This is a genomic window from Streptomyces sp. NBC_01384 (assembly GCF_045040035.1).
Taxonomy (GTDB): Bacteria; Actinomycetota; Actinomycetes; order Streptomycetales; family Streptomycetaceae; genus Streptomyces.
The window spans coordinates 4662693-4688529 of sequence record NZ_CP109559.1 but is presented as its reverse complement, the minus strand read 5'-3'; the positions used below and the strand labels follow the sequence as shown (position 1 = coordinate 4688529).

Annotated in this window: 22 protein-coding genes; 13 read left to right on the top strand and 9 right to left on the bottom strand. The window is 70.2% G+C overall.

Annotated features, from left to right (window positions below):
- Window positions 1-239 precede the first annotated feature (239 nt).
- Window positions 240-1064, bottom strand: a complete 825-nt coding sequence (locus OG747_RS21430) for a maleylpyruvate isomerase family mycothiol-dependent enzyme (RefSeq protein ID WP_405880945.1) — start codon at window positions 1062-1064, stop codon at window positions 240-242.
- Window positions 1065-1218: 154 nt separating this feature from the next.
- Here OG747_RS21430 and OG747_RS21425 point away from each other — a divergent pair, with 154 nt between their 5' ends.
- Window positions 1219-2013, top strand: a complete 795-nt coding sequence (locus OG747_RS21425) for a carbon-nitrogen family hydrolase (RefSeq protein ID WP_405880944.1) — start codon at window positions 1219-1221, stop codon at window positions 2011-2013.
- A 90-nt stretch (window positions 2014-2103) separates the two neighbouring features.
- On the opposite strand, the gene OG747_RS21420 is transcribed toward OG747_RS21425, so the two are convergent.
- Together OG747_RS21420 and OG747_RS21415 are read right to left on the bottom strand one after the other, a co-directional pair.
- Entirely contained in the window at window positions 2104-2598 is a 495-nt protein-coding gene (locus tag OG747_RS21420; RefSeq protein ID WP_405880943.1) for an LURP-one-related/scramblase family protein, read from the bottom strand.
- The gene (locus OG747_RS21415) at window positions 2595-3605 is read right to left on the bottom strand and encodes a GlxA family transcriptional regulator (RefSeq protein WP_405880942.1); all 1011 of its coding nucleotides are present in this window, start codon (window positions 3603-3605) and stop codon (window positions 2595-2597) included. The genes OG747_RS21420 and OG747_RS21415 overlap by 4 nt, the downstream gene beginning before the upstream one ends.
- 51 nt (window positions 3606-3656) lie before the next feature.
- On the opposite strand from OG747_RS21415, the gene OG747_RS21410 reads away from it, so the two are divergent.
- Together OG747_RS21410 and OG747_RS21405 are read left to right on the top strand one after the other, a co-directional pair.
- The gene (locus OG747_RS21410; RefSeq protein WP_405880941.1) at window positions 3657-4049 is read left to right on the top strand and encodes a cupin domain-containing protein; all 393 of its coding nucleotides are present in this window, start codon (window positions 3657-3659) and stop codon (window positions 4047-4049) included.
- 127 nt (window positions 4050-4176) lie between these two features.
- A complete protein-coding gene (locus OG747_RS21405; RefSeq protein ID WP_405880939.1) occupies window positions 4177-6018 on the top strand; it encodes an NHL domain-containing thioredoxin family protein in 1842 nt (613 codons plus the stop codon).
- Between the two features lie 466 nt (window positions 6019-6484).
- On the opposite strand, the gene OG747_RS21400 is transcribed toward OG747_RS21405, so the two are convergent.
- On the bottom strand, window positions 6485-7801 hold the full coding sequence (locus tag OG747_RS21400; protein WP_405880938.1) for a M18 family aminopeptidase: 1317 nt from the start codon (window positions 7799-7801) through the stop codon (window positions 6485-6487).
- A gap of 408 nt (window positions 7802-8209) precedes the next feature.
- Window positions 8210-10036 carry an acyl-CoA dehydrogenase gene (locus OG747_RS21395; protein WP_405880937.1) on the bottom strand — a complete coding sequence of 609 codons (1827 nt, stop codon included), beginning with the start codon at window positions 10034-10036 and terminating at the stop codon, window positions 8210-8212.
- 143 nt (window positions 10037-10179) lie between these two features.
- Here OG747_RS21395 and OG747_RS21390 point away from each other — a divergent pair, with 143 nt between their 5' ends.
- The 7 genes from OG747_RS21390 (at window position 10180) to OG747_RS21360 (ending at window position 17216) form a co-directional block, all read left to right on the top strand.
- Complete coding sequence (locus tag OG747_RS21390; RefSeq protein ID WP_405880936.1) at window positions 10180-10653, top strand: SseB family protein; 474 nt, start codon at window positions 10180-10182, stop codon at window positions 10651-10653.
- A 223-nt stretch (window positions 10654-10876) separates the two neighbouring features.
- A complete protein-coding gene (locus OG747_RS21385) occupies window positions 10877-11734 on the top strand; it encodes an SDR family NAD(P)-dependent oxidoreductase (RefSeq protein ID WP_405880935.1) in 858 nt (285 codons plus the stop codon).
- Window positions 11734-13134 carry an aminotransferase class I/II-fold pyridoxal phosphate-dependent enzyme gene (locus OG747_RS21380; protein ID WP_405880934.1) on the top strand — a complete coding sequence of 467 codons (1401 nt, stop codon included), beginning with the start codon at window positions 11734-11736 and terminating at the stop codon, window positions 13132-13134. The genes OG747_RS21385 and OG747_RS21380 overlap by 1 nt, the downstream gene beginning before the upstream one ends.
- Complete coding sequence (locus OG747_RS21375; protein WP_405880933.1) at window positions 13091-14080, top strand: diiron oxygenase; 990 nt, start codon at window positions 13091-13093, stop codon at window positions 14078-14080. Before OG747_RS21380 ends, OG747_RS21375 begins: the two co-directional genes overlap by 44 nt.
- Window positions 14081-14129: 49 nt before the next feature.
- Window positions 14130-14900: a tryptophan 2,3-dioxygenase family protein gene (locus tag OG747_RS21370; protein WP_405880932.1), complete on the top strand. Its 771-nt coding sequence runs from the start codon at window positions 14130-14132 to the stop codon at window positions 14898-14900.
- Window positions 14901-15075: 175 nt separating this feature from the next.
- Window positions 15076-16047: a pirin family protein gene (locus OG747_RS21365; RefSeq protein WP_405880931.1), complete on the top strand. Its 972-nt coding sequence runs from the start codon at window positions 15076-15078 to the stop codon at window positions 16045-16047.
- 110 nt (window positions 16048-16157) lie between these two features.
- Window positions 16158-17216, top strand: a complete 1059-nt coding sequence (locus OG747_RS21360) for an AI-2E family transporter (RefSeq protein ID WP_405880930.1) — start codon at window positions 16158-16160, stop codon at window positions 17214-17216.
- On the opposite strand, the gene OG747_RS21355 is transcribed toward OG747_RS21360, so the two are convergent.
- Window positions 17174-19336, bottom strand: a complete 2163-nt coding sequence (locus OG747_RS21355) for a SpoIIE family protein phosphatase (RefSeq protein WP_405880929.1) — start codon at window positions 19334-19336, stop codon at window positions 17174-17176. The genes OG747_RS21360 and OG747_RS21355 overlap by 43 nt on opposite strands.
- Window positions 19337-19474: 138 nt before the next feature.
- Between OG747_RS21355 and aspS the strand changes: the two genes are divergently transcribed.
- Together aspS and OG747_RS21345 are read left to right on the top strand one after the other, a co-directional pair.
- Complete coding sequence (gene aspS / locus OG747_RS21350) at window positions 19475-21238, top strand: aspartate--tRNA ligase (protein WP_405880928.1); 1764 nt, start codon at window positions 19475-19477, stop codon at window positions 21236-21238.
- A 161-nt stretch (window positions 21239-21399) separates the two neighbouring features.
- Entirely contained in the window at window positions 21400-22326 is a 927-nt protein-coding gene (locus OG747_RS21345) for an intradiol ring-cleavage dioxygenase (protein WP_405880927.1), read from the top strand.
- Window positions 22327-22426: 100 nt separating this feature from the next.
- Here the strand turns inward: OG747_RS21345 and OG747_RS21340 are convergent, their stop codons facing one another.
- The 3 genes from OG747_RS21340 to OG747_RS21330 form a co-directional block, all read right to left on the bottom strand.
- The gene (locus OG747_RS21340; RefSeq protein ID WP_405880926.1) at window positions 22427-23875 is read right to left on the bottom strand and encodes an ATP-binding protein; all 1449 of its coding nucleotides are present in this window, start codon (window positions 23873-23875) and stop codon (window positions 22427-22429) included.
- A 45-nt stretch (window positions 23876-23920) separates the two neighbouring features.
- Window positions 23921-24187, bottom strand: coding sequence for a hypothetical protein (locus OG747_RS21335; RefSeq protein WP_405880925.1), 267 nt, complete (start codon window positions 24185-24187; stop codon window positions 23921-23923).
- A 158-nt stretch (window positions 24188-24345) separates the two neighbouring features.
- Complete coding sequence (locus OG747_RS21330; RefSeq protein WP_405880924.1) at window positions 24346-24771, bottom strand: ATP-binding protein; 426 nt, start codon at window positions 24769-24771, stop codon at window positions 24346-24348.
- A 221-nt stretch (window positions 24772-24992) separates the two neighbouring features.
- Between OG747_RS21330 and OG747_RS21325 the strand changes: the two genes are divergently transcribed.
- Window positions 24993-25835 carry a helix-turn-helix domain-containing protein gene (locus OG747_RS21325; RefSeq protein WP_405880923.1) on the top strand — a complete coding sequence of 281 codons (843 nt, stop codon included), beginning with the start codon at window positions 24993-24995 and terminating at the stop codon, window positions 25833-25835.
- Window positions 25836-25837: the final 2 nt, after the last annotated feature.

Genomic DNA, 25837 nt, shown 5'->3' with positions numbered 1-25837 from the left:
TCACAGGCCACATGCCGAATGTGGGGGGCCGGTGACGTGCTGCACGCAGAGCCACGCTCTCCCCCCGCTATAACTGCCATAGCTTTGGGCACAGCTGTCACAAGGTGCCCCGTACATCCAGCGCAGCGGAATGCTCAGACGTCACAGGTGTGGAACCGGGGACAGGGCGGTCAGCTGTTCAGCACTGCCCACACCTGACAGAACGGCTGTTTCTCATGGAGGTCCGGCCGGCCCCCGTGCTACCGCGTGACCGTGAAGTTCCTCAGGATGGCCGTGGTCAGTTCCGGGTCGCCTTCCGTCTTGATGCGGTCGGAGACCGCCTCGGGTGAAACGCGGCCGCAGGCGAGGCGGTAGTACGTCTCCCAGTCGAGGGTGAGGGTGGCGGCGGGGCCGAGGGAGGGGGCGCCGTCTATCGAGCCGCGTCCCTCGGCGTCGACACGCACCGTGCGCAGGAACTCCAGCGGCCCGTGGATGTCGAAGACGACCGCCGAATTCGCGGGCGCCCCCGCGTCCTTGGCGACGACCTTCGGGAGGGCCGCGAGCAGTTCGTCGCGGACGATGTGGGCGCCCGGGGAGTCGAGGTTGCCGGGGACGCCGAGGGAGGCTCGGAGGTCCTGCTCGTGCACCCACACATCGAAGGCCCGGTTCCGCATGGCCTGTTCGAGGGTGATCTCGGTCCCGAGCGGACCGCGCACCTTCGCGTCCGGCTGCCGCGACTCGTTCCGCAGCTGACGGTTGCGGCGGATGACCGTGTACTCCAGCTCGGAGGTCATCTCCGGCGCCGTGTGGTGGCGGCGCACGTCGACCTGCATCTCCATGTACCGCTGGTGCTCGTTCGTCACGTGGAACAGGTCACGCGGGAGCGTGTGGATCGGCCGTGGATCGCCCAGCATCTCGCAGTCCAGCCCGATGACGTGCGAGACGAGATCCCTCACCGACCAGCCGGGGCAGGGTGTCCGCCGGTTCCACTCGCCTTCCACCAGCGGCGACACCAGCTCGGATATCGCATCAATGGAGTGGGTCCAGGCGTCGGCGTAGGACTGAAGGCTGGGATGCAGACTCACGGAACGGGACCCCTCGGGCGGTTGGACGCGGGCAGTGCTCAGGTAGCGGGTGTCTTGGGACGCTAAGTTACGCTGCTGTGAGGCACCCCGGCAGTGCTTTCGTGTGACGATCGTAGGCCCGTATGAACGGCTCGAATGCCAGGACGGTGGTAGTGTGCGCGCCTCGCTCCTCCAGATCGACGTAAACGACAGCGAATCGGTCGATTCGCGTCGGCAGCGCCTGGCGACTCTGGTACGAGAACAGGCCGGAGTCGATCTGGTCGTGCTGCCGGAGCTGTGGACCACGGGCGCGTTCTCCTACGAGTCGTTCGGTACGGAGGCGGAGTCCCTCGCGGGGCCGACGTCCGAGGCCATGGCGAAGGCGGCGAGCGACGCGGGCGTGTGGCTGCACGCGGGTTCGATCCCCGAGCGGGACCCCGACGGCACGCTCTACAACACCTCCCTCCTCTTCACCCCCTCCGGCGACCTGGCCGCCGCCTACCGCAAGATCCACCGCTTCGGCTTCGACAGGGGCGAGGCGGTGCTGATGGGCGCGGGCGGCGAACTGGTGACGGTCCCTCTGCCGGACACCACCGTCGGCCTCGCCACCTGCTACGACCTCCGCTTCCCCGAGCTCTTCCGCGGGCTCGTCGACGCGGGCGCCGAGACCTTCGTCCTCTCGGCCGGCTGGCCCGAGCGGCGTCGCTCCCACTGGACGCTGCTCGCCCAGGCCCGCGCGGTCGAGAACCAGGCGTTCGTTCTTGCCTGTGGAACGGCCGGTACCCATGCGGGCGTTCCCCAGGCCGGTCACTCGATCGTGGTCGATCCGTGGGGGGAGGTCCTGGCAGAGGCCGGGGACGGGGAGCAGGTGCTCACAGTGGACTTCGACCCCGGGAAGGTGGCGACCACGCGCGAGCAGTTCCCGGCGCTGAAGGACCGGATGCTGGGGCTGGCGGCGCCCCGCCGCTGAGTCGGCCTTCGGTCGGTGCCTTCGGTCCGTGACTTCGGGACAGATCTCGGTCCGGTCCTTCGAGTCAGTCCTCGTTCCCGGTCCTCTGAGTCAGTCCTCGCCCCGTTCCCTCTCCGCCAAGTGGATCACGCACACCGCCACCGCGATCAGCAGCGCGGGGTCCGCGTCCTCGCGGACGACGTCGACGCCGTACGTCTCCCGTACGTGCAGCCACCGGCGCGAGATCACCGCCAGCAGCTCACCGTCGTAGTCGATGGCGAACTCGCGGTCGAGGATCTTGCCGCTGACGTCGAGTTCCGTACCGTCCACCAGGGACACCCGGTAGTGGTTGCGGAGCAGGGACAGCCGCTTGCGTCTGATCGTCGCCAGCGGTTCCCCGTCCCGCCCGATCACCATCGTGTCGCGCAGGGCGAACATCTTCTGGTGGATGTCGATGAGGACACGCCCATGGGTGTCCTTCAGCTCGAAGGTGTCCCGCAGCCGCATCGCCTTGCCGTCGACGAGGAACACCTTGGTGCCGTGGTCGTCCTCGATCCAGTAGTCGTCACCGAAGCCGAGGAGCCGGTCGCGCACGAGGAATCTCATAAAGGCAGGGCTTCCCCGATGGCCGGTCCGAAACGCCGTCGGTAGGCCGATGGGCTGAGGCCCGTCTCCCGTCGCAGCCGCGCCCGCAGGTTCGCGGCGCTGCCGAGGCCGCTGTGCTGCGCGACGACGTCGAGCCGGTGCTCGCCCCGCTCGATGAGGCGACACGCGAGCGCGACCCTCTCCCCGGTCAGCCACGCCAGCGGAGTCGTGCCCAGCTGTGCCCGGAAACGGCGGTGCAGCGTGGCCGTGCTGACCGCCGCGTACGCCGCGAGGTCCGCGACCGTGAGCGGCTCGCCGATCCGCTCCAGCGCCCAGGCCAGCAGCGGTGCGAGGGACTCGTCCGGTACGTCGGGCACGGGCCGCTCGACGAACTGCCGCTGCCCGCCGGCGCGGTGCGCCGCGAAGACCAGCCGCCGCGACACGGCGTTGGCGATCTCGGCGCCGTGGTCGAGCCGCCAGACGTGCAGCCCGAGGTCGAGCGCCGCGGCGCTGCCGGCGGCGGTCAGGATGTCGCCCTCGTCCACGAACAGCACGTCCGGTTCCAGCAGGACCCTCGGATGCAGCTGCCGGAAGGAGTCGGCCCAGCGCCAGTGTGTCGTGGCCCGGCGCCCGTCGAGGAGCCCGGCCTCGGCGAGCGCGAAGCTGCCGGTGCACAGGCTCAGGACACGGGCCCCGCGCGCGTGGGTGCGGCGGATGGCGTCGAGCACGGCGGTGCCGCGCGGCACGACGTTGTCCGGGCGGCCGGGCACGACGAGGGTGTCCGCCTCGTCCACGGCCTCCAGACCGGGTACTCCGGTGAGGGTGAAGAAGCCATGGTTCATCCGGACCTCGGGCGAGGGCGTGCACAGCGTCACCTCGTACAGCGGTCCAGGGAGGCCGAGTTCGGGCCGAGGCAGTCCGAACAGCTCGGTCGCCACGCCGACCTCGAACGGGTTGGTGCCCTCGTCGATGATCACGGCGACCCGGTGCGGTCGTCGTCCGTCGGACTGAGAGGATCCTTGCGGCATATGCGATTTCTAGCACTCGTGCGGCCCGGGAGACACGGCCAGGATGAGTCCATGAACACCGAACCCGTCTCCCTGGCCGCCGCCCTCGCCTCCTTCTCCGACCTCTGGAGCCCCCGTATCGTCACCGCCGTCAACGACTACGACGTACGCATCGCCAAGGTCGAGGGCGAGCATGTGTGGCACGTGCACGACCACACGGACGAGTTCTTCCTGGTTCTGGAGGGAGAGCTGACCATCGCGCTCCGGGAGACGGCGGGCGAGCGGACCGTCGTCCTCCCCAAGGGCTCCGTCTTCACCGTCCCCCGTGGCACCGAACACAAGCCGAGCGCCCCGACCGGCGCCGCGATCCTCCTCTTCGAGCCCACCGGAACCGTCAGCGTCGGCGACCGCCATGACGAGGTCCCGGACCACGTGGACGCCACGACGGGCCATGCCCTGAGGTGAGTTCCTTGCCTTTGACTCCGCTGACTCCGCTGACTCCGCTGTGCGTTCACAGGGTGATCTGCGGATCGTCCGGGCCGGGGAAGGCCGGGCGGAATAGGGCTCGGGGGGGGTGTGGTTGGCTTGAACCATGGCAAAGCGAGCACGCGTCCGGGCCCCTGAACTGGCAGGTAAGGGTGGCTGGATCAACACAGTCGGTGGAGGGCTCAGCCTCGCTGACCTTCGAGGTCGCATCGTAATCGTTGATTTTTGGACATTTTGTTGCGTGAATTGCCTGCACGTCCTGGACGAGCTGCGCGAGCTGGAGGAGAAGCACCGGGACACGGTGGTGATCATCGGGGTGCACTCGCCGAAGTTCGTGCACGAGGCCGAGCACCAGGCGGTGGTCGACGCCGTCGAGCGGTACGGGGTCGAGCACCCGGTGCTCGACGACCCCGAGCTCGCGACCTGGAAGCAGTACGCCGTACGGGCCTGGCCGACGCTCGTCGTGATCGACCCCGAGGGGTACGTCGTCGCGCAGCACGCCGGTGAGGGGCACGCGCACGCGATCGCCCGGCTGGTGGAGGAGTTGGAGGCCGAGCACGCCGAGAAGGGGACGTTGCGGCGCGGCGACGGGCCGTACGTGGCGCCCGAGGCGGAGCCGACCGTGCTCCGTTTCCCCGGCAAGGCGCTCGCGCTGCCGAACGGGAACCTCCTGGTCAGCGACACGACCCGGCACCAGCTCGTCGAGCTGGAGGGCGATGGGGAGAGTGTCGTACGGCGGATCGGGTCCGGCGTACGGGGGTTTGTGGACGGGGCGGCCGGGGCGGCCGGGTTCAGTGAACCGCAGGGGATGGCGCTGCTCGACGACGGCTCGGTCGTCGTCGCGGACACCGTGAATCACGCGCTGCGTCGGCTGGACCTCGCGACCGGCGAGGTCACCACCCTCGCGGGGACGGGGCGCCAGTGGTGGCAGGGCTCGCCGACGTCCGGACCGGCGCGCGAGGTCGACCTGTCCTCGCCGTGGGACGTGGCCCTGTTCGGCGGCAAGGTCTGGATCGCCATGGCCGGGGTGCACCAGCTGTGGGTGTACGACCCCGAGAGCGGGACCGTCGGGGTCGCGGCCGGTACGACGAACGAAGGGCTCGTCGACGGACCGGGAGCCGAGGCCTGGTTCGCGCAGCCGTCCGGGCTCGCCGCCACCGCCGACCGGCTCTGGCTCGCCGACTCCGAGACCTCCGCCCTGCGCTGGGTGGACCTCGACGGGGCCGTGCACACCGCCGTCGGCACCGGCCTGTTCGACTTCGGGCACCGCGACGGGGCCGCCGGACAGGCCCTGTTCCAGCACCCGTTGGGCGTCACGGCACTCCCCGACGGATCGGTCGCCGTCAGCGACACGTACAACCACGCGCTGCGCCGCTACGATCCCGTGACGGGCGAAGTGACCACGCTGGCGACCGACTTGAGGGAGCCGAGCGACGCGGTCCTCGTCGGGGACGACATCGTGGTCGTGGAGTCGGCACGGCACCGCCTGACCCGGCTGCGGCTGCCCGAGGAGGCCGTACGGGTGGAGTCGGTCGCCCACCGCACCCAGCGCGCCGCCACCGAAGTCGCCCCCGGCGAGCTGCGGCTGGACGTCATCTTCCAGGCCCCGGCGGGCCAGAAGCTGGACATCCTCCCCCACGCTCGAACAGACTCGCGCGGGGGCACCCCCATCGGGCCCTCGACCTGGCTGCTGGTCTCCTCCACCCCACCCGAGCTGCTGCTGAAGGGCGAGGGCGCGGACACGGACCTGTCCCGCACGCTGGAGCTCAACCCGGAGGTGAAGGAGGGCGTGTTGCACGTCTCCGCGATGGCGGCGTCCTGTGACGACGACCCCGCGAACGAGTATCCCGCCTGTCACGTCCACCAGCAGGACTGGGGCGTGCCGGTCCGCCTCACCGAGGGCGGGGCGGACCGGCTGCCGCTGGTCCTGGCCGGGATGGACGGCTGAGTCGCCCGCGGACCAGAAGGGCTGGAGGGACCAGAAGGGCCGGACGGAGCAGAAGGGCCGGGCAGAGCAGAAGTTGTACGGCTTGGCCGTGTTCCAGTTGGTGACGGCCAGGTCGGGGCCCGAGGTGACTTTGTCCCGCAGCTTCTGCGTCAACAGGTTCGCGGAGTCCGACTCGGTGCCGCCGGTGTCCATCGACAGGCGCACCAGGTCCCAGGAGTCGCCGCCCTGCTGCGTCGGGTCGAGGACGATCGCCGAGTAGACCTTCTTGCCGCTGGTCAGGCGGGACCGAGCGGTAGTTCGCCGCCCCCGGTGGCCACGGCGACCGTTTCGAGCAGCCTGAACTCCACGACAGCGCTCCCCTTCCCCCCACCCCCCCCGTGCGGTGAACGGTTCAGGATACGTGGCGGCTGCAGACATGAGGGGAGACGCCCATCGGCCAGGGGCGGGGGGATGTCGCCTCGCGGCTCTATCCCTCCAGGAACGCCACCAGCGCGTTGGCCAGCAGGAACGGGTCGTCGGCGCCGCACAGTTCGCGGGCGCTGTGCATCGAGAGGATGGCCACACCGATGTCGACGGTCTTGATGCCGTGGCGGGCCGCGGTGATCGGGCCGATGGTGGTGCCGCAGGGCATGGAGTTGTTGGAGACGAAGGACTGGAAGGGGACGCCGGCCTTCGCGCAGGCGGCGGCGAAGACGGCGCGGCCCGAACCGTCCGTGGCGTAGCGGTTGTTGACGTTCACCTTGAGGATGGGGCCGCCGCCCGCGCGCGGGTGGTGCGTCGGGTCGTGCCGCTCCGCGTAGTTGGGGTGGACGGCGTGGCCGGTGTCGGAGGAGAGACAGATCGTGCCCGCGAAGGCGCGCGCCCGGCCCTCGTACGAGCCGCCACGCGCGTACACCGAGCGCTCCAGGACACCGCCGAGCAGTGGACCGTCGGCGCCGGTGTCGCTCTGCGAGCCGTTCTCCTCGTGGTCGAAGGCCGCGAGCACGGGGATGTACGGGAGGCTGGTGCCGGTGTCCGAGTCGGTTCCGGCGCGTGTGGCCACCGCGATCAGTGCCGCCGTGCCCGCGTGCAGGGACAGCAGGTTGTCCATGCGCGGGCCGGCCACCAGCTCCTTGTCGCGGCCCAGGTAGGCCGGGCGTTCGACGGAGTGGGTCATCAGGTCCCAGCCGGTGACCTCGCCCGCCGGCAGCCCGGACTCCTCCTCCAGGAAGGCGATCAGATCGCCCTCGCGGGGGTCGCCGAGGCCCCAGATGGGCTGCAGATGGCGCTGCTTGTCGAGCTTGAGGCCGTCGGTGGAGACGGAGCGGTCGAGGTGGACGGCGAGCTGGGGCACGCGCAGCAGGGGGCGGTCGATGTTCACCAGGCGTGAGGAGCCGTCCTTCAGCGTCAGCCGCCCCGCCAGGCCCAGGTCCCGGTCCAGCCAGGAGTTCAGCAGTGGCCCGCCGTAGATCTCCACGGCCACCTGGCGCCAGCCGTGCGCCCCGCTGTCCGGCCGCGGCTTCACCCGCAGATTGGGTGAGTCGGTGTGCGCGCCCACGATCCGGTACGGGGTGTGCGGGTCGGCGCCCTCGGGCACGTACCAGGCGACGATCGCGCCGCCGCGCAGCACGTACTTGCCGCCGCTCGTCCCGTCCCACGCGTCGGTTTCGGCGACCTGACGGAATCCGGCCTTCTCCAGTCGCTCGGCGGCGTTCGCCACGGCGTGGTACGGCGTCGGGCTCGCCGCCAGGAAGGTCATGAGGTCGTCAGTGTGGCCGCGGTCGAAGCGGGCGCTTGTGCTCATGGGGTTCACCTTAACGACGCCTGAGGGGCCGTTCCCGGGGATGGGGAACGGGCATTCGTAAGGGGGATGTGAAGGCCGGACACCTGACTGGATGGACAGGTTCCGTTTCAGCGTCCGGTTCGGCGCCCGGTGTGGTGTCCGGTTTGGTGTCCGGTTTGGTGTCCGGTTCGGCGTCGGCTTTCCCGGAGGGGTCCTCCCCCGGGCCGATGCGTGCCGCCGTCTCCGTGCCGGGCCTGGCACGGAGACGGCGGCCCGTTCCCGGAAACCGAATCCGGGAACGGGCCGCCGTCAGTGCTTCAGACGCCGTGCGTTGCTTCAGCCACTGGCATCGCTTCAGCCACTGGCATCGATTTGGCTACCGGCGTCCTACGTCACCGGCGTCCTACGTCCTGGAACGCCGCCTCCGTCCTAGAACGCCGCCTCGTCCAACTCCATCAGGTCCAGCTCCACGCCCTCGGCGAGCTTGCGGGCGCCGGTGACGCCGGGCAGGACGTTGGCCGCGAAGAACTTCGCCGCGGCGATCTTGCCGGTGTAGAAGGGCTTGTCCTTCGCCGAGGCCGTCTCCAGCTTCTCGGCGGCCACGGCGGCGCCGCGCAGCAGCAGGTAGCCGACGACCACGTCACCGGAGGCGAGGAGCAGGCGGGTCGTGTTCAGACCGACCTTGTAGATGTTCTTGACGTCCTGCTCGGTCGCCGCGAGGTCCGTGAGCATGAGACCGACGATCGCCTCCAGCTCGACGGCCGCCTTGGCGAGCTGCTCGCGGGCCGTGGACAGCTCCTCGCCGCCGGTGCCGAGCGCCAGGAACTCCTTGATGTCCTCGGCGAGGGAGTTCAGCGCCGCGCCCTGGTTGCGGACGATCTTCCGGAAGAAGAAGTCCTGGCCCTGGATCGCGGTCGTGCCCTCGTACAGGGTGTCGATCTTGGCGTCGCGGATGTACTGCTCGATCGGGTACTCCTGCAGGAAGCCGGAGCCGCCGAAGGTCTGCAGCGACTGGGCGAGCTGCTCGTAGCCCTTCTCGGAGCCGTAGCCCTTCACGATCGGCAGGAGCAGGTCGTTGAGGGCCTCAAGGGCGGCGGTGTCCTCGCCCGCGGCCTCCTTGACCATGATCTCGTCCTGGACGGCCGAGGTGTGCAGCACCAGCGCGCGCATGCCCTCCGCGTACGCCTTCTGCGTGATCAGCGAGCGGCGTACGTCCGGGTGGTGCGTGATGGTGACCTTGGGCGCGGTCTTGTCCATGAACTGCGCGAGGTCGGGGCCCTGGACGCGCTCCTTGGCGTACTCCAGCGCGTTCAGGTAACCCGTCGAGAGCGTCGAGATCGCCTTCGTGCCGACCATCATGCGGGCGAACTCGATGATGCGGAACATCTGGCGGATGCCGTCGTGCTTGTCGCCGATCAGCCAGCCCTTGGCGGGGTGACGGTCGCCGAAGGTCATCTCGCACGTGTTGGACGCCTTGAGGCCCATCTTGTGCTCGACGTTCGTCGCGTACACGCCGTTGCGCTCGCCCAGCTCGCCGGTCTCGAAGTCGAAGAGGTACTTCGGGACGAGGAAGAGGGACAGGCCCTTGGTGCCGGGGCCGTGGCCCTCGGGGCGGGCGAGGACGTAGTGGAGGATGTTCTCCTCCATGTCGTGCTCACCGGACGTGATGAACCGCTTCACGCCCTCGATGTGCCAGGAGCCGTCCTCCTGCTGGACCGCCTTGGTGCGCCCGGCGCCGACGTCCGAACCGGCGTCCGGCTCGGTCAGCACCATCGTCGAGCCCCAGGTCTTGTCGACCGCTATCTGCGCGATCTTCTTCTGCTCCTCGGTGCCCTCGTCGAAGAGGATGCGGGCGAACGCCGGGCCGGACGAGTACATCCACACGGCCGGGTTCGCGCCGAGGATCAGCTCCGCGTACGCCCAGATCAGCGACGGGGGCGCGGTCGTACCACCGAGCTCCTCGGGCAGGCCCAGCCGCCAGTACTCGGAGTCCATGAAGGCCTTGTACGACTTCTTGAAGGAGGCCGGTACGGGAGCCGTGTTGGTCTCCGGGTCGAAGACCGGCGGGTTGCGGTCGGCGTCCGCGAAGGACTCCGCCAGCTCGTTCTCCGAGAGACGGGTCAGCTCCTCGAGGACGCTCTTGGCCGTGTCGACGTCCATCTCCGCGAAGGGTCCGGTGCCGTACAGCTTGTCGCGCCCGAGCACCTCGAAGAGGTTGAACTCGATGTCGCGGAGATTCGACTTGTAGTGCCCCATGGCGACGGCTCCGTAAGGGATCGGGGAGGCGGAGATACTCGCAGCCTCGTTACACGTACCAGCAAGTAGCTCCGATGATGCTACCCGTCGGTAATAAGAATCAACCCCTGATGGCCCATATGTGGCCGACTACTCTTTGACGCATGTACGGATACGGCCATGACGCGACTGGTGGTGCCGCCCAGCAGCAGTACGCCCAGCCGCAGCAACAGATGCCCGGCGGGTACGGCCAGCAGCCGCCGCTCTACCCCGAGCCGTCCCCGCCCTCGCTGGCGGACGCGGTGCGCGCGTTCACCACGGGATCGCTGTCCGCGGAGGACTTCCAGCAGGTCTTCGCGACGTCGAAGGTCTACTGCCCGCGCGGCGACAACCCCGGATTCCTGGCGCTGCACAACACCCAGCAGCCGGTCATCCCGATGTTCACCTCGCTCAAGGAGCTGCGCCGGTACGCCGGCAAGGAGTCCAAGTACTTCGTGATCACCGGCGCCGAGGTGATCGACCTGCTCCCCACCGGCTACGGCTTCGTCCTCGACATGGAGGGCGAGCACCGCATGGTCTTCGACGCGAAGGCCGTGGAGCAGATGGTCGACTTCGCGATGCGCAGGATGTACGGCTAGGCCGACGGGTCCCAGGCATGTCCCAGGCGTGTTTCCTGCGTGCCCTGGGCGGGTCCTAGGCGCCGTCGTACCGGCTTCGATGCCACGTAGTCCCCGTCCGCGCTGAGCTCCGGCGGACAGCCTGCCCACTCCGGCGGAATCGTTCCTGTCGCCGTTCGTCAGTCCGACGAACGGCGACAGACGAGCGAAGAGCGGCGATCGGCCGGCCGGAGCGGGGGCGTGCATGGCGGTGGGGCGGAATGTTCTGATCACCGGTGGCTCGGCGGGGATCGGGCGAGCGTGCGTGGAGCGGTTCGCGAGCGAGGGCGACCATGTCTGGTTCACCTATCACTCGGGCCGCGAGCGCGCGGCCCGGCTCGTGTCGGAGCTGGCGGGCGTCTGCCGCCACCCGGCGAAGGCCTTCGAGTTCCGCCAGGGGGAGTGGGACGACCATGTGCGGCTGATGGAGGAGCTGCCGGGCCCGGTGGACGTGCTCGTCAACAACGCGGCGGTCGGCTCGAAGACCGTCGACCGGTATGTACCCGGTCCCGACCACGCCCGCGACGCGGCCTTTCTGCAGATCAACACGGTCGGACCGCTCTGGCTCATCCAGCAGTTGCTGCCGGCCATGCTCGACCGCGGCCGGGGCAAGGTCATCAACGTCTCCAGCGTCGGCGGCGGGGTCGCCCAGTTCCCCGGCTTCCGGATCGCGGACGGGATGAGCAAGGCCGCACTCGCCTATCTCACCCGGCACCTCGCCGCCGAGCTCGTCCACGATCCGGTGGACGTGGTGGCCATCTGCCCCGGTGCCGTCGAGACCCCGATGTTCGAGGCGAGCACGCTCGCGGGCCTCGGCCCGGGCGGCCGCGCCGCACTGGAGGCCGCGCTTCCCCGGGGGCGGATGATCAGGCCCGGTGAGATGGCCGACCTGGTGTGGTGGCTGGCCGGTACGGAGGCCGGGGTGCTGCACGGGGCGGTGATCGACGCGTCGATGGGGCTGGGGGTGCGTCCGGGGCTGTTCACGGGGCCCGGGTCCCATGCCGTCCACCGGCATGAGTACGAGCCCCGCTCCACCCCCCACGCCCTCCGAGAAGGTGAGTGATGGTCTCCCAGCAGGCCTCCCGGCTGGTCGCGGGTTCCCCGGCCATCGCGGAGGCCCACTTCCGCGCCGAGGCGTCGCCCTACCATCCCCGGCTGCGCCCCGACGGATATCTCAACCTCGGCACCGCGGAGAACCGCCTCGTCCAGGATCTGCACGAGGCCCGTGTGTCCCGGCACCGGTCCCTGACAGGGCTCACCGGGCTCACCGGGCTCACAGGGCCTGCGGGGTCTGCGGGGCCTGCGGGTCCCAGGGAATTCACGGAGCGGGACACCCGGTACGCACCGCTGCACGGCACACCGGAGCTGCGCGAGCGCATCGCCCGGCTCCTCACCCGCGTCTGCCGGTACCCGGTCGACGCCGAGAACCTGGTCGTGGTCGGCGGAGCGACCGCGGCGCTGGACGTGATCGCCACCGCCCTGTGCGACCCGGGCGACGCGATCGTCGTACCCGCGCCCTACTACGGCGCCTTCGACACGGACCTCGCCGGCCGCTCCGGAGCCTGGCTGCTGCCCGCGCCGTCGGCCGCGAGCGACGGGTTCCGCCCCTCGGCCGAGGCCGTGGACCGGGTGATCGCCGATGCCCGGCGCGACGGCGTCACCGTCCGGGCGGTGGCCCTGGCCTCGCCGGCCAACCCCACCGGGTACGTCCTTTCCCCGGCCGACCTGCGAGAGCTGTCCGAGGTGGCGGCGTACCACGACGTGGACGTCATCGCCGACGAGATCTACGCGGGCTCGGTCTTCGGCCCGGAGCCGTTCACCAGCCTCCTGACCGTCGCCGCGCGACCGTCCCGGATCCACACGGTGTGGGGTTTCGCCAAGGACTTCGGCCTGCCCGGCTTCAAGGTGGGCGTGCTGCACACCCGGGACCCGGAGCTGCGCGCCGCCGCCCGCGCGCTCGCGTACTTCGCGCCCGTCTCCACCCACACGCAGGCCTTTCTCACCGACCTGCTGGCCGACCCCGGCTGGGTGGACGGTTTCCTCGCCGAGAACCGCCGCCGGCTCGGCGCCTCGTACGAGCTCGCCGCCGCGCTGCTGGACACCTTCGACGTGCCGTACGTTCCGGCCGGGGCGGGCTGTTCCCTCTGGGCCGATCTGAGCAGCCGGCTCCCGCACCCGGGTTTCGCCGGTGAGCGGGCGCTGCACCGGACCGTCCTCGACCGCACCCACGTCAGCATCCTGCCCGGTGAGGCCTTCCACTCCCCGGAACCAGGCTGGTTTCGCGTCTGCCACTCGCTCGACGCGGCCCTCGTCCGCGAGGCCCTCACCCGCCTCGGCCACCTGCTCACCTCCCCGGCCCCGGACTCCCCACCCCCGGACTCCCCGCCCCGGAATACCTCGCACCGGAACGGAGCCACCCATGACGACGGACGACGCCGTACGTCCACGGTCGCCGAGCCCTGAGCGGACCGCGCCGGGGCCGCTCGACCGCTGGTACGAGCAGGCCGGCGTGCGCACCGGCGTACGCCGGCTGTTCCACGAGGAGGCCGAACGCGGCAAGGTCTTCTTCCCGGCCGCCCTCGTGCCGTACGGCGACCACGAGGCCGTACGGCAACTGGCGCCCGAGCGGGTGCGGGAACTGACCGTCCGGCACCTCTACCAGTTCCTGCTGTCGACGACCCATCTGGAGACGCGGGTCGTCAACACGGCCGCCGAGCCCGTCGCCAACAACCGCGCCGGTCTCGACCTGTCCGCCGCCCTGCGCATGGACGCCTTCAAGGTCTACTGCGACGAGGGGTACCACGCCCTCTACAGCCTCGACCTCGCCGACCAGATCGCCGCCGTGACCGGTATCCCGGTCCCCGACTGGGACTACGGCGGCTTCGTCGGCCGGCTCCAGGGCACCGCACGGCGTCTGCTGCCCGACGCGCCCGCGCTCGCCCGGCTCCTCCAGGCGATCGTCTTCGAGACGCTGATCACGGCCGTACTGAACGAGGTGCCGGGCGACCCCACCGTGGTCGGCACGGTGCGCGACCTGCTGCGCGACCACGCCCGTGACGAGGGCCGCCACCACCGTTTCTTCTCCGCGCTCTTCCGGGAGCTGTGGGCGCACCTCGACACCGCGGACCGCACCCGGGCGGCGTACGCCCTGCCCGCCCTGATCCATGCCGCCCTGACCTGGGACCTCGCCCCGGTGCGCGCCTCCCTCCGGCTGGCTGGACTGGACGCGCGGACCGCGGAGCGGGTGGTCGGCGACTGCTACGGAGGCGGCGCGGGGACTCGGCGGCTCAACGAGATCGCCCGCTCCACGCTGCGGCTGTGCGACGCGGTGGGCGCCTTCGAACTGCCCGGCGTCCGTGAGCACTTCGCCGCCCACGGCCTCGGCGACGGCCGGGAGGACACCGCGTGAACCTGATCACCGTGACCACCCTGACCCTCATGTACGCGGAGGACGCCGCGTGATACCGACCACCGCACCCCTCACCTACGGCGCGTATCTGCGGCTGCCGTACCTGCTCGACCAACAGGTGCCGCTGACCGGATCGGCACACGACGAGCACCTGTTCATCGCCGTGCACCAGGTGCACGAGCTGTGGTTCAAGCTGCTGCTCGTGGAGTGCGCGGACGCCCGGGACCGGATGCTGGCCGGTGAGACCGCCGTGCCCGGGACGCGGCTGCGGCGCTGCGAGCTGATCGTCGGGACCCTGTGCGACGCGGTACGGCTCCTCGACACGATGGAGCCGCGGGACTTCCTGGCGTTCCGCGACGGCCTCGGCACGGCCAGCGGAGCCCAGTCCGCGCAGTACCACGAGATCGGGATTCTCCTGGGCGGCCCGAAGGACCGGGCCCGGATCGGCCGCATGGGGTGGCTGACGCCCGACGAACGGTCCCGTGTGCGGCGACGGCTGGCCGAGCCCAGCCTGTGGGACGGGTTCCTCGCCCTCCTGGCGGCGGCGGGTTTCGCGCACGGGACGCGGGCCGAGCGCTTCGCGGCCTACGCCGAGATCGCCCGCGACCCCGCGCACAAGGCGCTCGGCGAGTTGATGGAGTCGTTGCTCGACCATGACCGGGCGTGGTCGCGATGGCGGTCCCGGCACGTCCTCGTCGTCGAACGGCAGCTCGGCGGCGCACCCGGCACGGCGGGCAGCGCGGGAGCCACGTATCTCAGGGCCCGTGCCGACGAGCGGTTCTTCCCGGAACTGTGGGGGTTCCGCGGCACCCCAAGATGAGCGGGACGGCCTGTACGCGACGACTACCGCGACGACCACCGCGACGAATACGCGACGAATACGCGACGACTACGCGACGACGGACGCCCGGAGGGAATGCCCTCCGGGCGTCCCGTGTTACGGGTGGCAGAAAGTTCAATAATCAACTAACCTCGAAGCATAAGGAGGTACCGACATGCCTGCAGTGACCGTCGAAAACCCGCTGACCCTTCCCCGTGTGGTCGCGCCGGCCGACGCCGTGGCCCGTCCCGTGCTCGCTGTGACGACCGCGCCCAGCGGCTTCGAGGGCGAGGGCTTCCCGGTTCGCCGCGCGTTCGCCGGGATCAACTACAAGTACCTCGACCCGTTCATCATGATGGACCAGATGGGCGAGGTGGAGTACGCGCCGGGCGAGCCGAAGGGCACCCCCTGGCACCCCCACCGCGGCTTCGAGACCGTGACGTACATCATCGACGGCATCTTCGACCACCAGGACTCCAACGGTGGTGGCGGCACCATCACCAACGGCGACACCCAGTGGATGACCGCGGGCGCCGGCCTCCTGCACATCGAGGCCCCGCCGGAGTCGCTCGTCATGTCCGGCGGCCTCTTCCACGGCCTGCAGCTGTGGGTGAACCTCCCGGCCAAGGACAAGATGATGGCCCCGAGGTACCAGGACATCCGCGGCGGCTCGGTCCAGCTGCTGAGCACCCCCGACGGCGGCGCCCTGCTGCGCGTCATCGCCGGTGAGCTCGACGGCCACCAGGGCCCGGGCATCACGCACACGCCGATCACCATGGTCCACGCGACCGTGGCGCCCGGCGCCGAGCTCACCCTGCCGTGGCGCGAGGACTTCAACGGTCTCGCGTACGTCCTCGCCGGGCGCGGCAGCGTCGGCACGGACCGCCGCCCGGTCCACACCGGCCAGACCGCCGTCTTCGGCACGGGGTCGTCGCTGACCGTCCGCGCGGACGAGAAGCAGGACTCGAACACGCCGGACCTCGAGGTCGTCCTCCTCGGCGGACAGCCGATCCGCGAGCCCATGGCCCACTACGGCCCCTTCGTGATGAACACCCGCGAGGAGCTGCAGCAGGCCTTCGAGGACTTCCAGAAGGGCCGCCTGGGCACCGTCCCCGCGGTGCACGGGATGTCCGAGGGCGGGCTGTAAGCAGGGTCTGGTCCTGACACCGGAGTTCCGGCACCGGAGTCCTGACACCGCGTCACCCGGGCGGGTCGTCCTGACAGGACGGCCCGCCCCTCGCGTGTTCGGGTGGAGGCGTGCAGTTACTCCCCGAAGGCGTCCGGCGGCTGGCCGCCTGGTGCGCCGTGATCCTGCTCGTCGCCGGTGTGGCGTGGGTCGGGATCCGGCTGGCCGGGGAGCTGCGTACGGCGGTCGTGCCGGTGCTGCTCGCCCTGCTCGGCACCGCGCTGCTCCGGCCGATGTACCGGCGGCTGGTGACCGTCGGGGTCAACCGGTCGCTGGCCGCCGCCCTCACCTGCGTCGCGGTGGTCGTGGTCGTCGGCGGCGCCGTCTACATCGTGGTCGCCGCGCTCATCGACACCGGGGACCAGATCGTCGCCTCGCTCAAGCACGCCGCGCGGTCCGTCGCCCAGCACTTCGGGGCGGCGGGCACCTCTCTCGACGACCTCGCCTCCCACTCCAAGGACCTGCTGACCAAGTTCGGCGGCACGGCCGCGTCCAACGTCATCAGCGGCGTGAGCGTGGTCGGCGAGAGCCTCGCCATGGCCGTACTGGCCCTGCTGCTCGTCTTCTTCTTCCTCCGAGACTCCCACCGCACCGCCGGGCTGCTGCGCTCGCTCGCGCCGCGCGGCACCGCCGACACCATGGAGGCCATGGCCCGGCGCGCCTTCGAGGCCATCGAGGGTTTCATGCGGGGCACCACGCTGATCGCCCTCATCGACGCCCTGTGCATCACCGTCGGGCTGCTGATCCTGCGCGTCCCGGGCGCCGCCGGGCTCGGCGCGCTCGTCTTCGTGACCGCGTACATCCCGTATCTCGGCGCGTTCCTCTCCGGCGCGCTGGCCGTGCTGGTCGCGCTCGCCGACCGGGGGTTCGTGGTCGCCCTGTGGGCGCTCGGGGTCGTCGTCGCCGTGCAGGTCCTCGAAGGGCATGTGCTGCAGCCGATGATCCAGAGCCGGACCGTGCAGATGCATCCGGCGGTCGTGATGCTGGCGATCACCGGGGGCGCCTCCGTCGCGGGCATCCTGGGCATGCTGCTCGCCGTACCGCTCACGGCCGCCGCGTTCGGAGTGCTCTCGGAGCTGCGCACCCACTACGGGGCGGGCTCCTCGGACGCTTCCTCGGACGCCTCGTAGAACTCGAACCAGATGCTCTTGCCCTCGCCCTGCGGGTCCACGCCCCACGAGTCCGCGAGGAACTCCATGAGCATCAACCCGCGCCCGGAGGAGGCCAGTTCCCCGGGGTGGCGGAGGTGCGGAAGGTCGTCGCCGGCGTCCGTGACCTGCACCCGCATCCGGCGGTCGTCCGGACCGCCGTCCACCTCGGCGACCAGCAGCGCGTCGGCGTCGGTGTGGACGAGGACGTTGGTCAGCATCTCGGAGACGAGCAGGACCGCCGCGTCGCGCTGGTCCTCCGAGGCCCAGTCGTGCAGCATCTCGCGCAGCTGCTGGCGGGCTCCCGCGATCCGCTCGGGCTCGGCCTGCGCCACGGTCAGCGCGGTGCGGCGCACGGTGGGGAAGACCGAGGCCGCGATCGTGTCGCCGCGCCCCTCGCCCTCCCGGCTGAGCAGCAGGACCGCTATGTCGTCCTCGCGCCGGTCGGCCAGCGGCCCGGGGGTGTGGTGCGAGGAGGGCCCGTGCACACCCTGGACCAGCGCGTCGGCGAGCTCCTCCAGGTCGTCGTCGTGGGACTCCAGGATGTGACGGATGCGGCGCCACCCGGTGTCGAGGTCGTGGCCGCCGGTCTCGATCAGCCCGTCGGTGCAGATCAGCATGGTCTCGCCGGGCTCCAGAGCGAGCCGCGTGGTCGGGTAGTCGGCGTCCGGGTCGATGCCCAGCGGCAGCCCGCCCGCCGTGGGCCGGATCAGCACCGTCCCGTCCGCCATCCGTATCGCGGGGTCCGGGTGCCCGGCACGGGCGAAGTCCAGCATGCCGGTCGCCGGGTCCACCTCGACGTACAGGCAGGTCGCGAAGCGGGGGTCCGCGGTGGTGCCGCCGCTCTCGCCGCTGGAGCCGTAGGTCACCGCGTCCGCGATCCCGCACAGGAACCGTGAGGCCCGCGAGAGGACCGCGTCCGGGCGGTGGCCCTCGGAGGCGTAGGCGCGCAGGGCGATACGGAGCTGGCCCATCAGCCCGGCGGCCCGCACGTCGTGGCCCTGGACATCGCCGATGACCAGCGCGAAGCGGCCGGTCGGCAGCGGGATCACGTCGTACCAGTCGCCGCCGACCTGGAGACCGCCGCCGGTGGGGACATAGCGCGCCGCGACACCCATGCCCGGCATCCGTGGGCCCAGCGTGGGCATCATCGAGCGCTGCAGGCCGTCGGTGAGCTCCCGCTCCGTTTCGGCGGTCACGGCCCGGGAGAGGGCCTGCGCGAGCATCCGGGCCACCGTCGTCAGCACCGAGCGCTCGTCGGGTGTGAAGCCGACGGGGTACTTGAAGGCCGCCATCCACGCGCCCATCGTGCGCCCGGCGACGGTCAGCGGCAGAAAGGCCCAGGACTCCCGCCCGAAGTGCTCGGCGAGCGGCCAGGAGACCGGATAGCGCTCCTTGTAGTCCTCCGGGGAGGAGAGGTAGACGGCCCGGCCCGTGCGGACGACCTCCGCGGCCGGATAGTCCGAGGCCAGGGACATATGAGTGAAGGGTCCCTCGTCACCCGGCTTGTGCCCGTGGTGGCCGATGACGGTGAGCCGGTCGCCGTCCATGCCGAAGACGGCCAGGCCGTCCGGTGTGAACCCCGGCATGGACAGGCCCGCCGCGACCCGCAGCACCTCCGCCGTGGACCGCGCCTCAGCCAGTGCCCGCCCCGCGTCCAGCAGGAACGCCTCGCGCGAGCGGCGCCAGTCGCCGGTGAGCGGGGTGCGCGCGGCGGTGGCAGGCGAGGGCTCGGTGACCTCCTGGAGGGTGCCGAACAGCTCGAACGCCCTGGTCGTCGGGTCGAACGTGGGTCTGGAGCGGCTGCGCACGGTACGGATCACCCGCCCGTGCTCGTCCATGATCCGCAGCCGGACCTCGGCGAGCGTGTCCTCGGCGACGGCGAGCTGCACGACGCTGACGACCTCGTTCCAGTCGGCCGGGTGGAACCGGGAGCGCACTGCCACCTCGGTGACCGTCGCCGGTTCCGCGGGCAACCCGAGGAGCCGGGCGGCCTCGGCGTCGAGTGTCACCTGCCCGTGGGCGTTGTCCCAGCGCCACACGCCGGTCGCAAGGGCGGCCAGGACGTCCCCCACGGCGGGCAGGGGCTCACCAGTGCGCATTGACCCACTGTATGAAGAGGTGATCGTCGGGTGCCACCGCAAACGGACGGTGTCAATGATGGGGAGGCGATCTTGGGTCGCCCGGTACAGTTTCACGTGAAACATGCCCACCGATCCGCGAAGACTGGATGAACGACGATGCATCGGTACAGGTCCCACACCTGCGGCGAGCTCCGCGCCTCTGACGTCGGCAGCGACGTCCGGCTGAGCGGCTGGCTGCACAATCGCCGAGACCTGGGCGGCATCCTCTTCATCGACCTGCGCGATCACTACGGCATCACGCAGCTCGTCGCCCGCCCCGGCACGCCCGCCTACGAGGCCCTCGACAAGGTCTCCAAGGAGTCGACGGTCCGCGTCGACGGCAAGGTCGTCTCGCGCGGCGCGGGGAACGTGAACCCGGACCTGCCGACCGGCGAGACCGAGGTCGAGGTCAGCGAGGTCGAGCTGCTCGGCGCCGCCGCCCCGCTGCCGTTCACGATCAACGCAGAGGACGGCGTCAACGAGGAGCGGCGCCTGGAGTACCGCTTCCTCGACCTGCGCCGCGAGCGCATGCACCGCAACATCCTGCTGCGTACGGCCGTGATCTCCGCGATCCGTCACAAGATGACGGCGCTGGGCTTCAACGAGATGGCGACGCCGATCCTCAGCGCCACCTCCCCCGAGGGCGCCCGCGACTTCGTGGTCCCCTCCCGTCTGAACCCGGGCAAGTTCTACGCCCTGCCGCAGGCCCCGCAGCAGTTCAAGCAGCTGCTGATGATCTCCGGCTTCGACCGCTACTTCCAGATCGCGCCCTGCTTCCGCGACGAGGACGCCCGCGCGGACCGCTCGCCGGGCGAGTTCTACCAGCTCGACGTGGAGATGTCCTTCGTCGAGCAGGAGGACGTCTTCCAGCCGATCGAGAAGCTGATGACGGAGCTGTTCGAGGAGTTCGGCGGTGGCCGTCACGTCACCTCCCCCTTCCCGCGCATCCCGTTCCGCGAGGCGATGCTGAAGTACGGCTCCGACAAGCCGGACCTGCGCGCCCAGCTGGAGCTCGTCGACATCACCGACATCTTCGAGGGCTCGGAGTTCAAGGCCTTCGCCGGCAAGCACGTACGTGCGCTGCCGGTGCCGGACGTGTCCGGCCAGACGCGGAAGTTCTTCGACGGCCTCGGCGACTACGCGGTCGAGCAGGGTGCGAAGGGCCTGGCGTGGGTGCGCGTCGGTGAGGACGGCTCGCTGACGGGCCCGATCGCCAAGTTCCTGACCGAGGAGAACGTGGCGGAGCTGACGAAGCGCCTGTCGCTCGCCGCCGGCCACGCGGTGTTCTTCGGAGCGGGCGAGTTCGACGAGGTCTCGAAGGTCATGGGCGCGGTGCGGGTCGAGGCCGCGAAGCGCTCGGGCAACTTCGAGGAGAACGTCTTCCGGTTCTGCTGGATCGTCGACTTCCCGATGTACGAGAAGGACGAGGACACCGGGAAGATCGACTTCTCGCACAACCCGTTCTCGATGCCCCAGGGCGGTCTGGAGGCCCTGGAGACCCAGGACCCGCTGGACATCCTGGGCTGGCAGTACGACATCGTCTGCAACGGCGTCGAGCTGTCCTCCGGCGCGATCCGGAACCACGAGCCCGACATCATGCTCAAGGCCTTCGAGATCGCGGGCTACGACCGTGAGACCGTCGAGGAGCAGTTCGCCGGCATGCTGCGCGCCTTCCGCTTCGGCGCCCCGCCGCACGGCGGTATCGCCCCGGGCGTCGACCGCATCGTCATGCTCCTCGCGGACGAGCCGAACATCCGCGAGACGATCGCGTTCCCGCTCAACGGCAACGCGCAGGACCTGATGATGGGCGCGCCGACGGAGCTGGACGAGACCCGTCTGCGGGAGCTGCACCTCTCGGTGCGCAAGCCGCAGCCGAAGTAGGAAGTTGGCCTCAGGCAGGCCTCAGGCACGCCCCAGGCAGGCCTCAGTCAGGTCGAAGGGCTCGAAACCGGCGCCGGTTTCGAGCCCTTTCGCTTGCGCACTACGTTTCACAGCGCATTCCAATATTCCCCCCAGGCTTCTTACCTCTACCGTCCCGGGGCATGACGGATTCTCAAGCACCCGAAAACAGAGGGAAGTTGCCCCGCCGTACGGTCCTGATGGCGAGTGGCGTGGCGGTGACCGCGATGGGGGTCGGCGGCGCGCTGTCGGTGAACGCCTCGGCGGAGGAGACCGCTCCGGAGGCGTCCGCTTCGGCGGAAACGTGCTACACGCTCACCTCGGAGCTGGTCGAGGGCCCGTACTACATCGACGCCGACAAGATCCGCCGGGACGTCACCGAGGACCAGGAGGGCATCCCGCTCACCCTCGAACTAAAGGTGATCGACGCGGACACCTGCAAGCCGCTCAGGAACGCGGCCGTGGACATCTGGCACTGCAGCGCGACGGGCGTCTACTCGGGCTACGAGTCGAACGGCAACGGCGGTGGCGGCCCGGCCCCGACGGGCCCGCCGCCCTCCGGTACCCCGACCGGCGCGCCCCCGACCGGCGGCCCGGGCGGTGGCGGCGGGGGCCACCAGAAGCCGACCGACGACGACCGCTTCCTGCGCGGCACCTGGCGCACGGACCGGCACGGCCATGTCACCTTCAAGACGATCTTCCCTGGCTGGTACCGGGGCCGCGCCGTCCACATCCACACGAAGGTGCACGTCGACGGCACCTGGACCGACGCGGGCTACGAGGGCGGGCACACCTGCCACACGGGCCAGTTCTTCTTCGACGAGAAGTCGGTGCTGGCGTCGGCGGAGGTCTCCCCGTACTCCACCAACACCTCCACGCGCACCACGCTCACCGAGGACACGATCTACCCCCAGAACGGCCACACGGGCGGCCTCCTGTACCTCAAGTACGACAAGAGGAACATCGCGAAGGGAGTCCGCGCCCACCTGACGATGGGCGTGCTCCCGGACGAGACGCACGACAGCACGGACACCCAGCCGAGCGAGTCGGCGTCGCCCTCGGCGAGCTGACACACCAGCTCGCTCGACCAGGGCCCGGAACTCCACTGGTTCCGGGCCCTACACCAGTGACGTTTCCGGGCAGGGGTGCCGGGGCTCGCAGAGATACGCCTCAGGGCCGCCAGGCCGAGACGACATCCCCTGGACCCCACAGCAGCTCGATCTCACCTTCGAGTGCCGTCGTACCGGACAGGGACACCACGACCAGACCGGCGACGCCGGGCGTGAACCCCGGGACCTGCGCGGCGCCCTGCGCAAGCGTTGCCAGGTCGTGCCGGTCGAAGGGTGAGGCCAGCCACTTCACGGAGCCGGCGAAGTACACGCTCCCGGCTATGGGCGCGCGATCCGCGCCGATCAAGTCGATCTCTGGTGAGAACTGCCGGTTCCACCAGCCGCCGACGACTTCGGTATCGGGCCGGGGGAAGCCTTCGCAGGCCGCCGCGGCCAGTTCCAGCGCTTCACGGATCAGGGGCTCGACGGCTCGTCCCCGCCATGTCGTCCAGCGCCGCTCCACAATTCGGTACGCGGCTTCGGGGCGCCCGCGCCGGGACAGTTCTTGCGCGGACCGCGTCGCGGCCAGATAGAGACGCAGGTTGCTGTCGGCCACACGGTAGAGGGCGGGCTTGCCGGGGGCGGTGGACAGGGGCGAGTCGGAGGCGAGCATCCGCTTCTCGTCGGTGAGGCGTCGCAGCAGGGGGGACAGTATTCCGGACGGCAGGGCTCCGCTCTGGCTTCCGGCTGTCGCGGCGATGTTGGCGTACGTACGGTCTCCGCTGCCCACCGCCTCCAGGACCCGGCGCGCCTGGTCGGGGGCCGGGAACTCGGCCATGAGCGCCGCTTCGGGGACACCGAAGAGCGGTGAGGCCGGGTCGGCGCACTCGGCCTTGATGAAGTCGAGGGCGGGAGTGGCGTGCGGCCAGGCGCGCAGCACACCGGGCAGGCCGCCGGAAACGAGGTGCGCGTCGATGGCGTCCGCCGCGTTCAGCCCCAGCGCGTCCCCCGTCTCGGCCGGGTTGAGCGGGCCGAGGACCAGGCTGTCGGCCCGACCGTAGAAGGGTCGGTCGTATGCCGTGAGCCGCTCCATCATGTGCAGGTCGCTGCCGAGCAGCAGGAGGAGCACCGGCCGGGTGGCCAGGAGTCGGTCCCATGCGGTCTGCAGCGCTCCGTCGAACACGGGGTCCTGCTCGGCGAGCCAGGGCAGTTCGTCGAGAACGACGATGCTCGGCGAGTCGGGCAGCACGGCGGCCAGCGCCCGGAAGGCGTCGGGCCAGCTGGTGGGGGCTTCCGTCGGCACCAGTTCGGGGTCGGCGGGCAGCGAGGACTCCCGCAGCTCCGCCGTGAAGTCGGCGATCGCTTCCAACGAGGATGCGCCCTTGGTCGCACTGAAGAAGACGTACGGCCGCCGGGCCAGGTCGCAGAACTCCTGGACAAGCCTCGACTTCCCGACCTGTCTGCGTCCCCTTATGGCCATGGCGACCCCGGCACCGGCGGCCGTGACGCGGTCGAGACGCTTGCGAAGGAGAGCCAGCTCGGCCTTGCGGCCGACGAAGGGGGTGCGCATGCGATCTCCTGCTAGGTAGATTCATTCTACGTAGATTGATTCTACCTAGTCTCCTGATCCGAGCCCTTCGGGGAACCGGTCGAACAGGTCCTCGGCGTTGGAGACGGTGAGGGCCTCGTCCACCCAGTGGAGCAGGGTGACGGGGTCGTGGCAGGAGCTGATGCGTTCTCGGATGGAGGCCGGGGTGGGGATGCGCCGCTTCTCCAGCAGGCGCAGGACCAGTGAAGCCCGCTCTTCGATCCGACCGGCGGTGACGCCGCGGAGGAATGTCTCCTCGATGAGAGTCCCACGGCCGGGGAAGTAGCTGCCCACGATGCCTCCGACTTTCAGTACCACCTGCTGTTCGCCCCGATTCTGTTCCGTGTCGTGCCTGCGCCCGGCCGGCGCGCTGGATTGGGAACTTAGGGGGATCACGAGCCGGGCGTTCGGTCGAAGGGATGGGATCACTCTTCCGGGGACGGAAGGAACGTTCACGCCGCCGCGGTCAGTTCGCACCAGATGTACTTGCCGGTGCCGACGATGTTTCTGACGTCCCGTTGGTGAACCCATCCCCAGGTGTCCGCACAGCTGTGGACGAGTGCGAGGCCGCGGCCGGTTTCGGCGTCCGGGGTGGGGTGTCGGGTCGGGCGGGGTGGCGTGGGGTCCGCGTCCCAGACGCCGATACGCAGCGTGCCGTTCTCCGCGCGGAGGCGTAGGGCGGCGGGGCCCTTCGTGTGCTGTACGGCGTTGGTGACCAGCTCCGTTGCCAGTAGTTCGGCGGCTTCCGTGAAGTGGGGGAGGCCGTGGGCGGCGAGGATCAGGCGGAGGGTACGGCGGCAGATCGTGACGGCTCGTGGGTCGTTGGGGATGTAGAGGGTGTACTCCCAGGGGGTGGGGTCCGCGAGGGGCTCAGGCATGGTTGAACTCCGTTGGTGGGGGAGAGGAGTCTGGGTTCACTGCGGTCGTCGGGCGGTGGCATGTCGCGGCCGTCGTGGCATGACGGGGCGGTGCGCTTCCGGTACCCCGGGGTTTCGCAGAGTGTGCGTCGCGTCACTGACGGTAGGGCATGAATTTCTGCCATTGCAAGCCGCTCACGTAATCTGGCCCCGTACGAGGGGTGTTGAGAGGAGAGGTGCGTATGCCGCCGAGGAGTCAGCCGACCGCCCGTCAGGTCCGCCTCGGCACCGAGCTGCGGCGGCTGCGGGATGCCGCGGGCCTGACGGCCCGGCAGGTGGCTGAGTTCCTGGGGTCGACCTCGGCCCAGATGAGCCAGATGGAGGCGGGGATCGCCGGGGTCAGTGAGGAGCGGGTGCGGAGGCTCGCGGCTCACTACACCTGCACGGACCAGGAGTTGATCGACGCCCTGGTGGAAATGGCGACGGACCGTACGCGGGGGTGGTGGGAGGAGTACCGGAACGCGCTACCGCCCGTCTTCTTGGACCTGGCCGAGTTGGAACACCACGCCAAGTTCATCGAAGAGATCTCGACTGCGCACGTACCAGGGCTGCTCCAGACCGAGGACTATGCACGCGCCGTCATCGCGTACTGGCGACCGGAGCTACCGGACAGTGAGCTTGCGCCGAGGGCGGAGCACCGAATGCGTCGCAAGGCGGTCCTCGGGACGACTCCGTACACGGTCGTGCTGCACGAGCCCGTGCTGCGCACGCGCGTCGCCGACCGCCGCGTGGCGCGAGCCCAACTTGATGTGGTCCTGGAGCAGTCGGAGGCACCTGGTGTCACGGTACGAGTGATCCCGTTCGACGTGGACGGCTTCGCGGGAGCCAGTGCGGAGCTTCTCTACGCGGGCGGCAGGGTTCCCGCGCTGGACACCGCTCAGCGCGACACCCCGCAGGGTTCGGCATTCATGGACGCGGCCGTGCAACTCCTGTCCATGCGAACACTCTTTCGTAAGGTGGAGGCGGTGTCCCTCGACCCCTCCCGTTCCCGGGACTACATGCACCGTCTGGCGAAGGAGCTGTAGCA

Excerpts from the sequence above, each read along its gene's own strand:
- OG747_RS21375 (WP_405880933.1), top strand. The coding sequence starts at position 13,091 with ATGACGACGGACGACGCCGTACGTCCACGGTCGCCGAGCCCTGAGCGG.
- OG747_RS21395 (WP_405880937.1), bottom strand. The coding sequence starts at position 10,036 with ATGGGGCACTACAAGTCGAATCTCCGCGACATCGAGTTCAACCTCTTC.
- OG747_RS21345 (WP_405880927.1), top strand. The coding sequence starts at position 21,400 with ATGACGGATTCTCAAGCACCCGAAAACAGAGGGAAGTTGCCCCGCCGT.
- aspS (WP_405880928.1), top strand. The coding sequence starts at position 19,475 with ATGCATCGGTACAGGTCCCACACCTGCGGCGAGCTCCGCGCCTCTGAC.
- OG747_RS21340 (WP_405880926.1), bottom strand. The coding sequence starts at position 23,875 with ATGCGCACCCCCTTCGTCGGCCGCAAGGCCGAGCTGGCTCTCCTTCGC.
- OG747_RS21420 (WP_405880943.1), bottom strand. The coding sequence starts at position 2,598 with ATGAGATTCCTCGTGCGCGACCGGCTCCTCGGCTTCGGTGACGACTAC.
- OG747_RS21325 (WP_405880923.1), top strand. The coding sequence starts at position 24,993 with ATGCCGCCGAGGAGTCAGCCGACCGCCCGTCAGGTCCGCCTCGGCACC.
- OG747_RS21410 (WP_405880941.1), top strand. The coding sequence starts at position 3,657 with ATGAACACCGAACCCGTCTCCCTGGCCGCCGCCCTCGCCTCCTTCTCC.
- OG747_RS21415 (WP_405880942.1), bottom strand. The coding sequence starts at position 3,605 with ATGCCGCAAGGATCCTCTCAGTCCGACGGACGACGACCGCACCGGGTC.
- OG747_RS21330 (WP_405880924.1), bottom strand. The coding sequence starts at position 24,771 with ATGCCTGAGCCCCTCGCGGACCCCACCCCCTGGGAGTACACCCTCTAC.
- OG747_RS21365 (WP_405880931.1), top strand. The coding sequence starts at position 15,076 with ATGCCTGCAGTGACCGTCGAAAACCCGCTGACCCTTCCCCGTGTGGTC.
- OG747_RS21380 (WP_405880934.1), top strand. The coding sequence starts at position 11,734 with ATGGTCTCCCAGCAGGCCTCCCGGCTGGTCGCGGGTTCCCCGGCCATC.
- OG747_RS21400 (WP_405880938.1), bottom strand. The coding sequence starts at position 7,801 with ATGAGCACAAGCGCCCGCTTCGACCGCGGCCACACTGACGACCTCATG.
- OG747_RS21405 (WP_405880939.1), top strand. The coding sequence starts at position 4,177 with ATGGCAAAGCGAGCACGCGTCCGGGCCCCTGAACTGGCAGGTAAGGGT.
- OG747_RS21390 (WP_405880936.1), top strand. The coding sequence starts at position 10,180 with ATGTACGGATACGGCCATGACGCGACTGGTGGTGCCGCCCAGCAGCAG.
- OG747_RS21355 (WP_405880929.1), bottom strand. The coding sequence starts at position 19,336 with ATGCGCACTGGTGAGCCCCTGCCCGCCGTGGGGGACGTCCTGGCCGCC.
- OG747_RS21385 (WP_405880935.1), top strand. The coding sequence starts at position 10,877 with ATGGCGGTGGGGCGGAATGTTCTGATCACCGGTGGCTCGGCGGGGATC.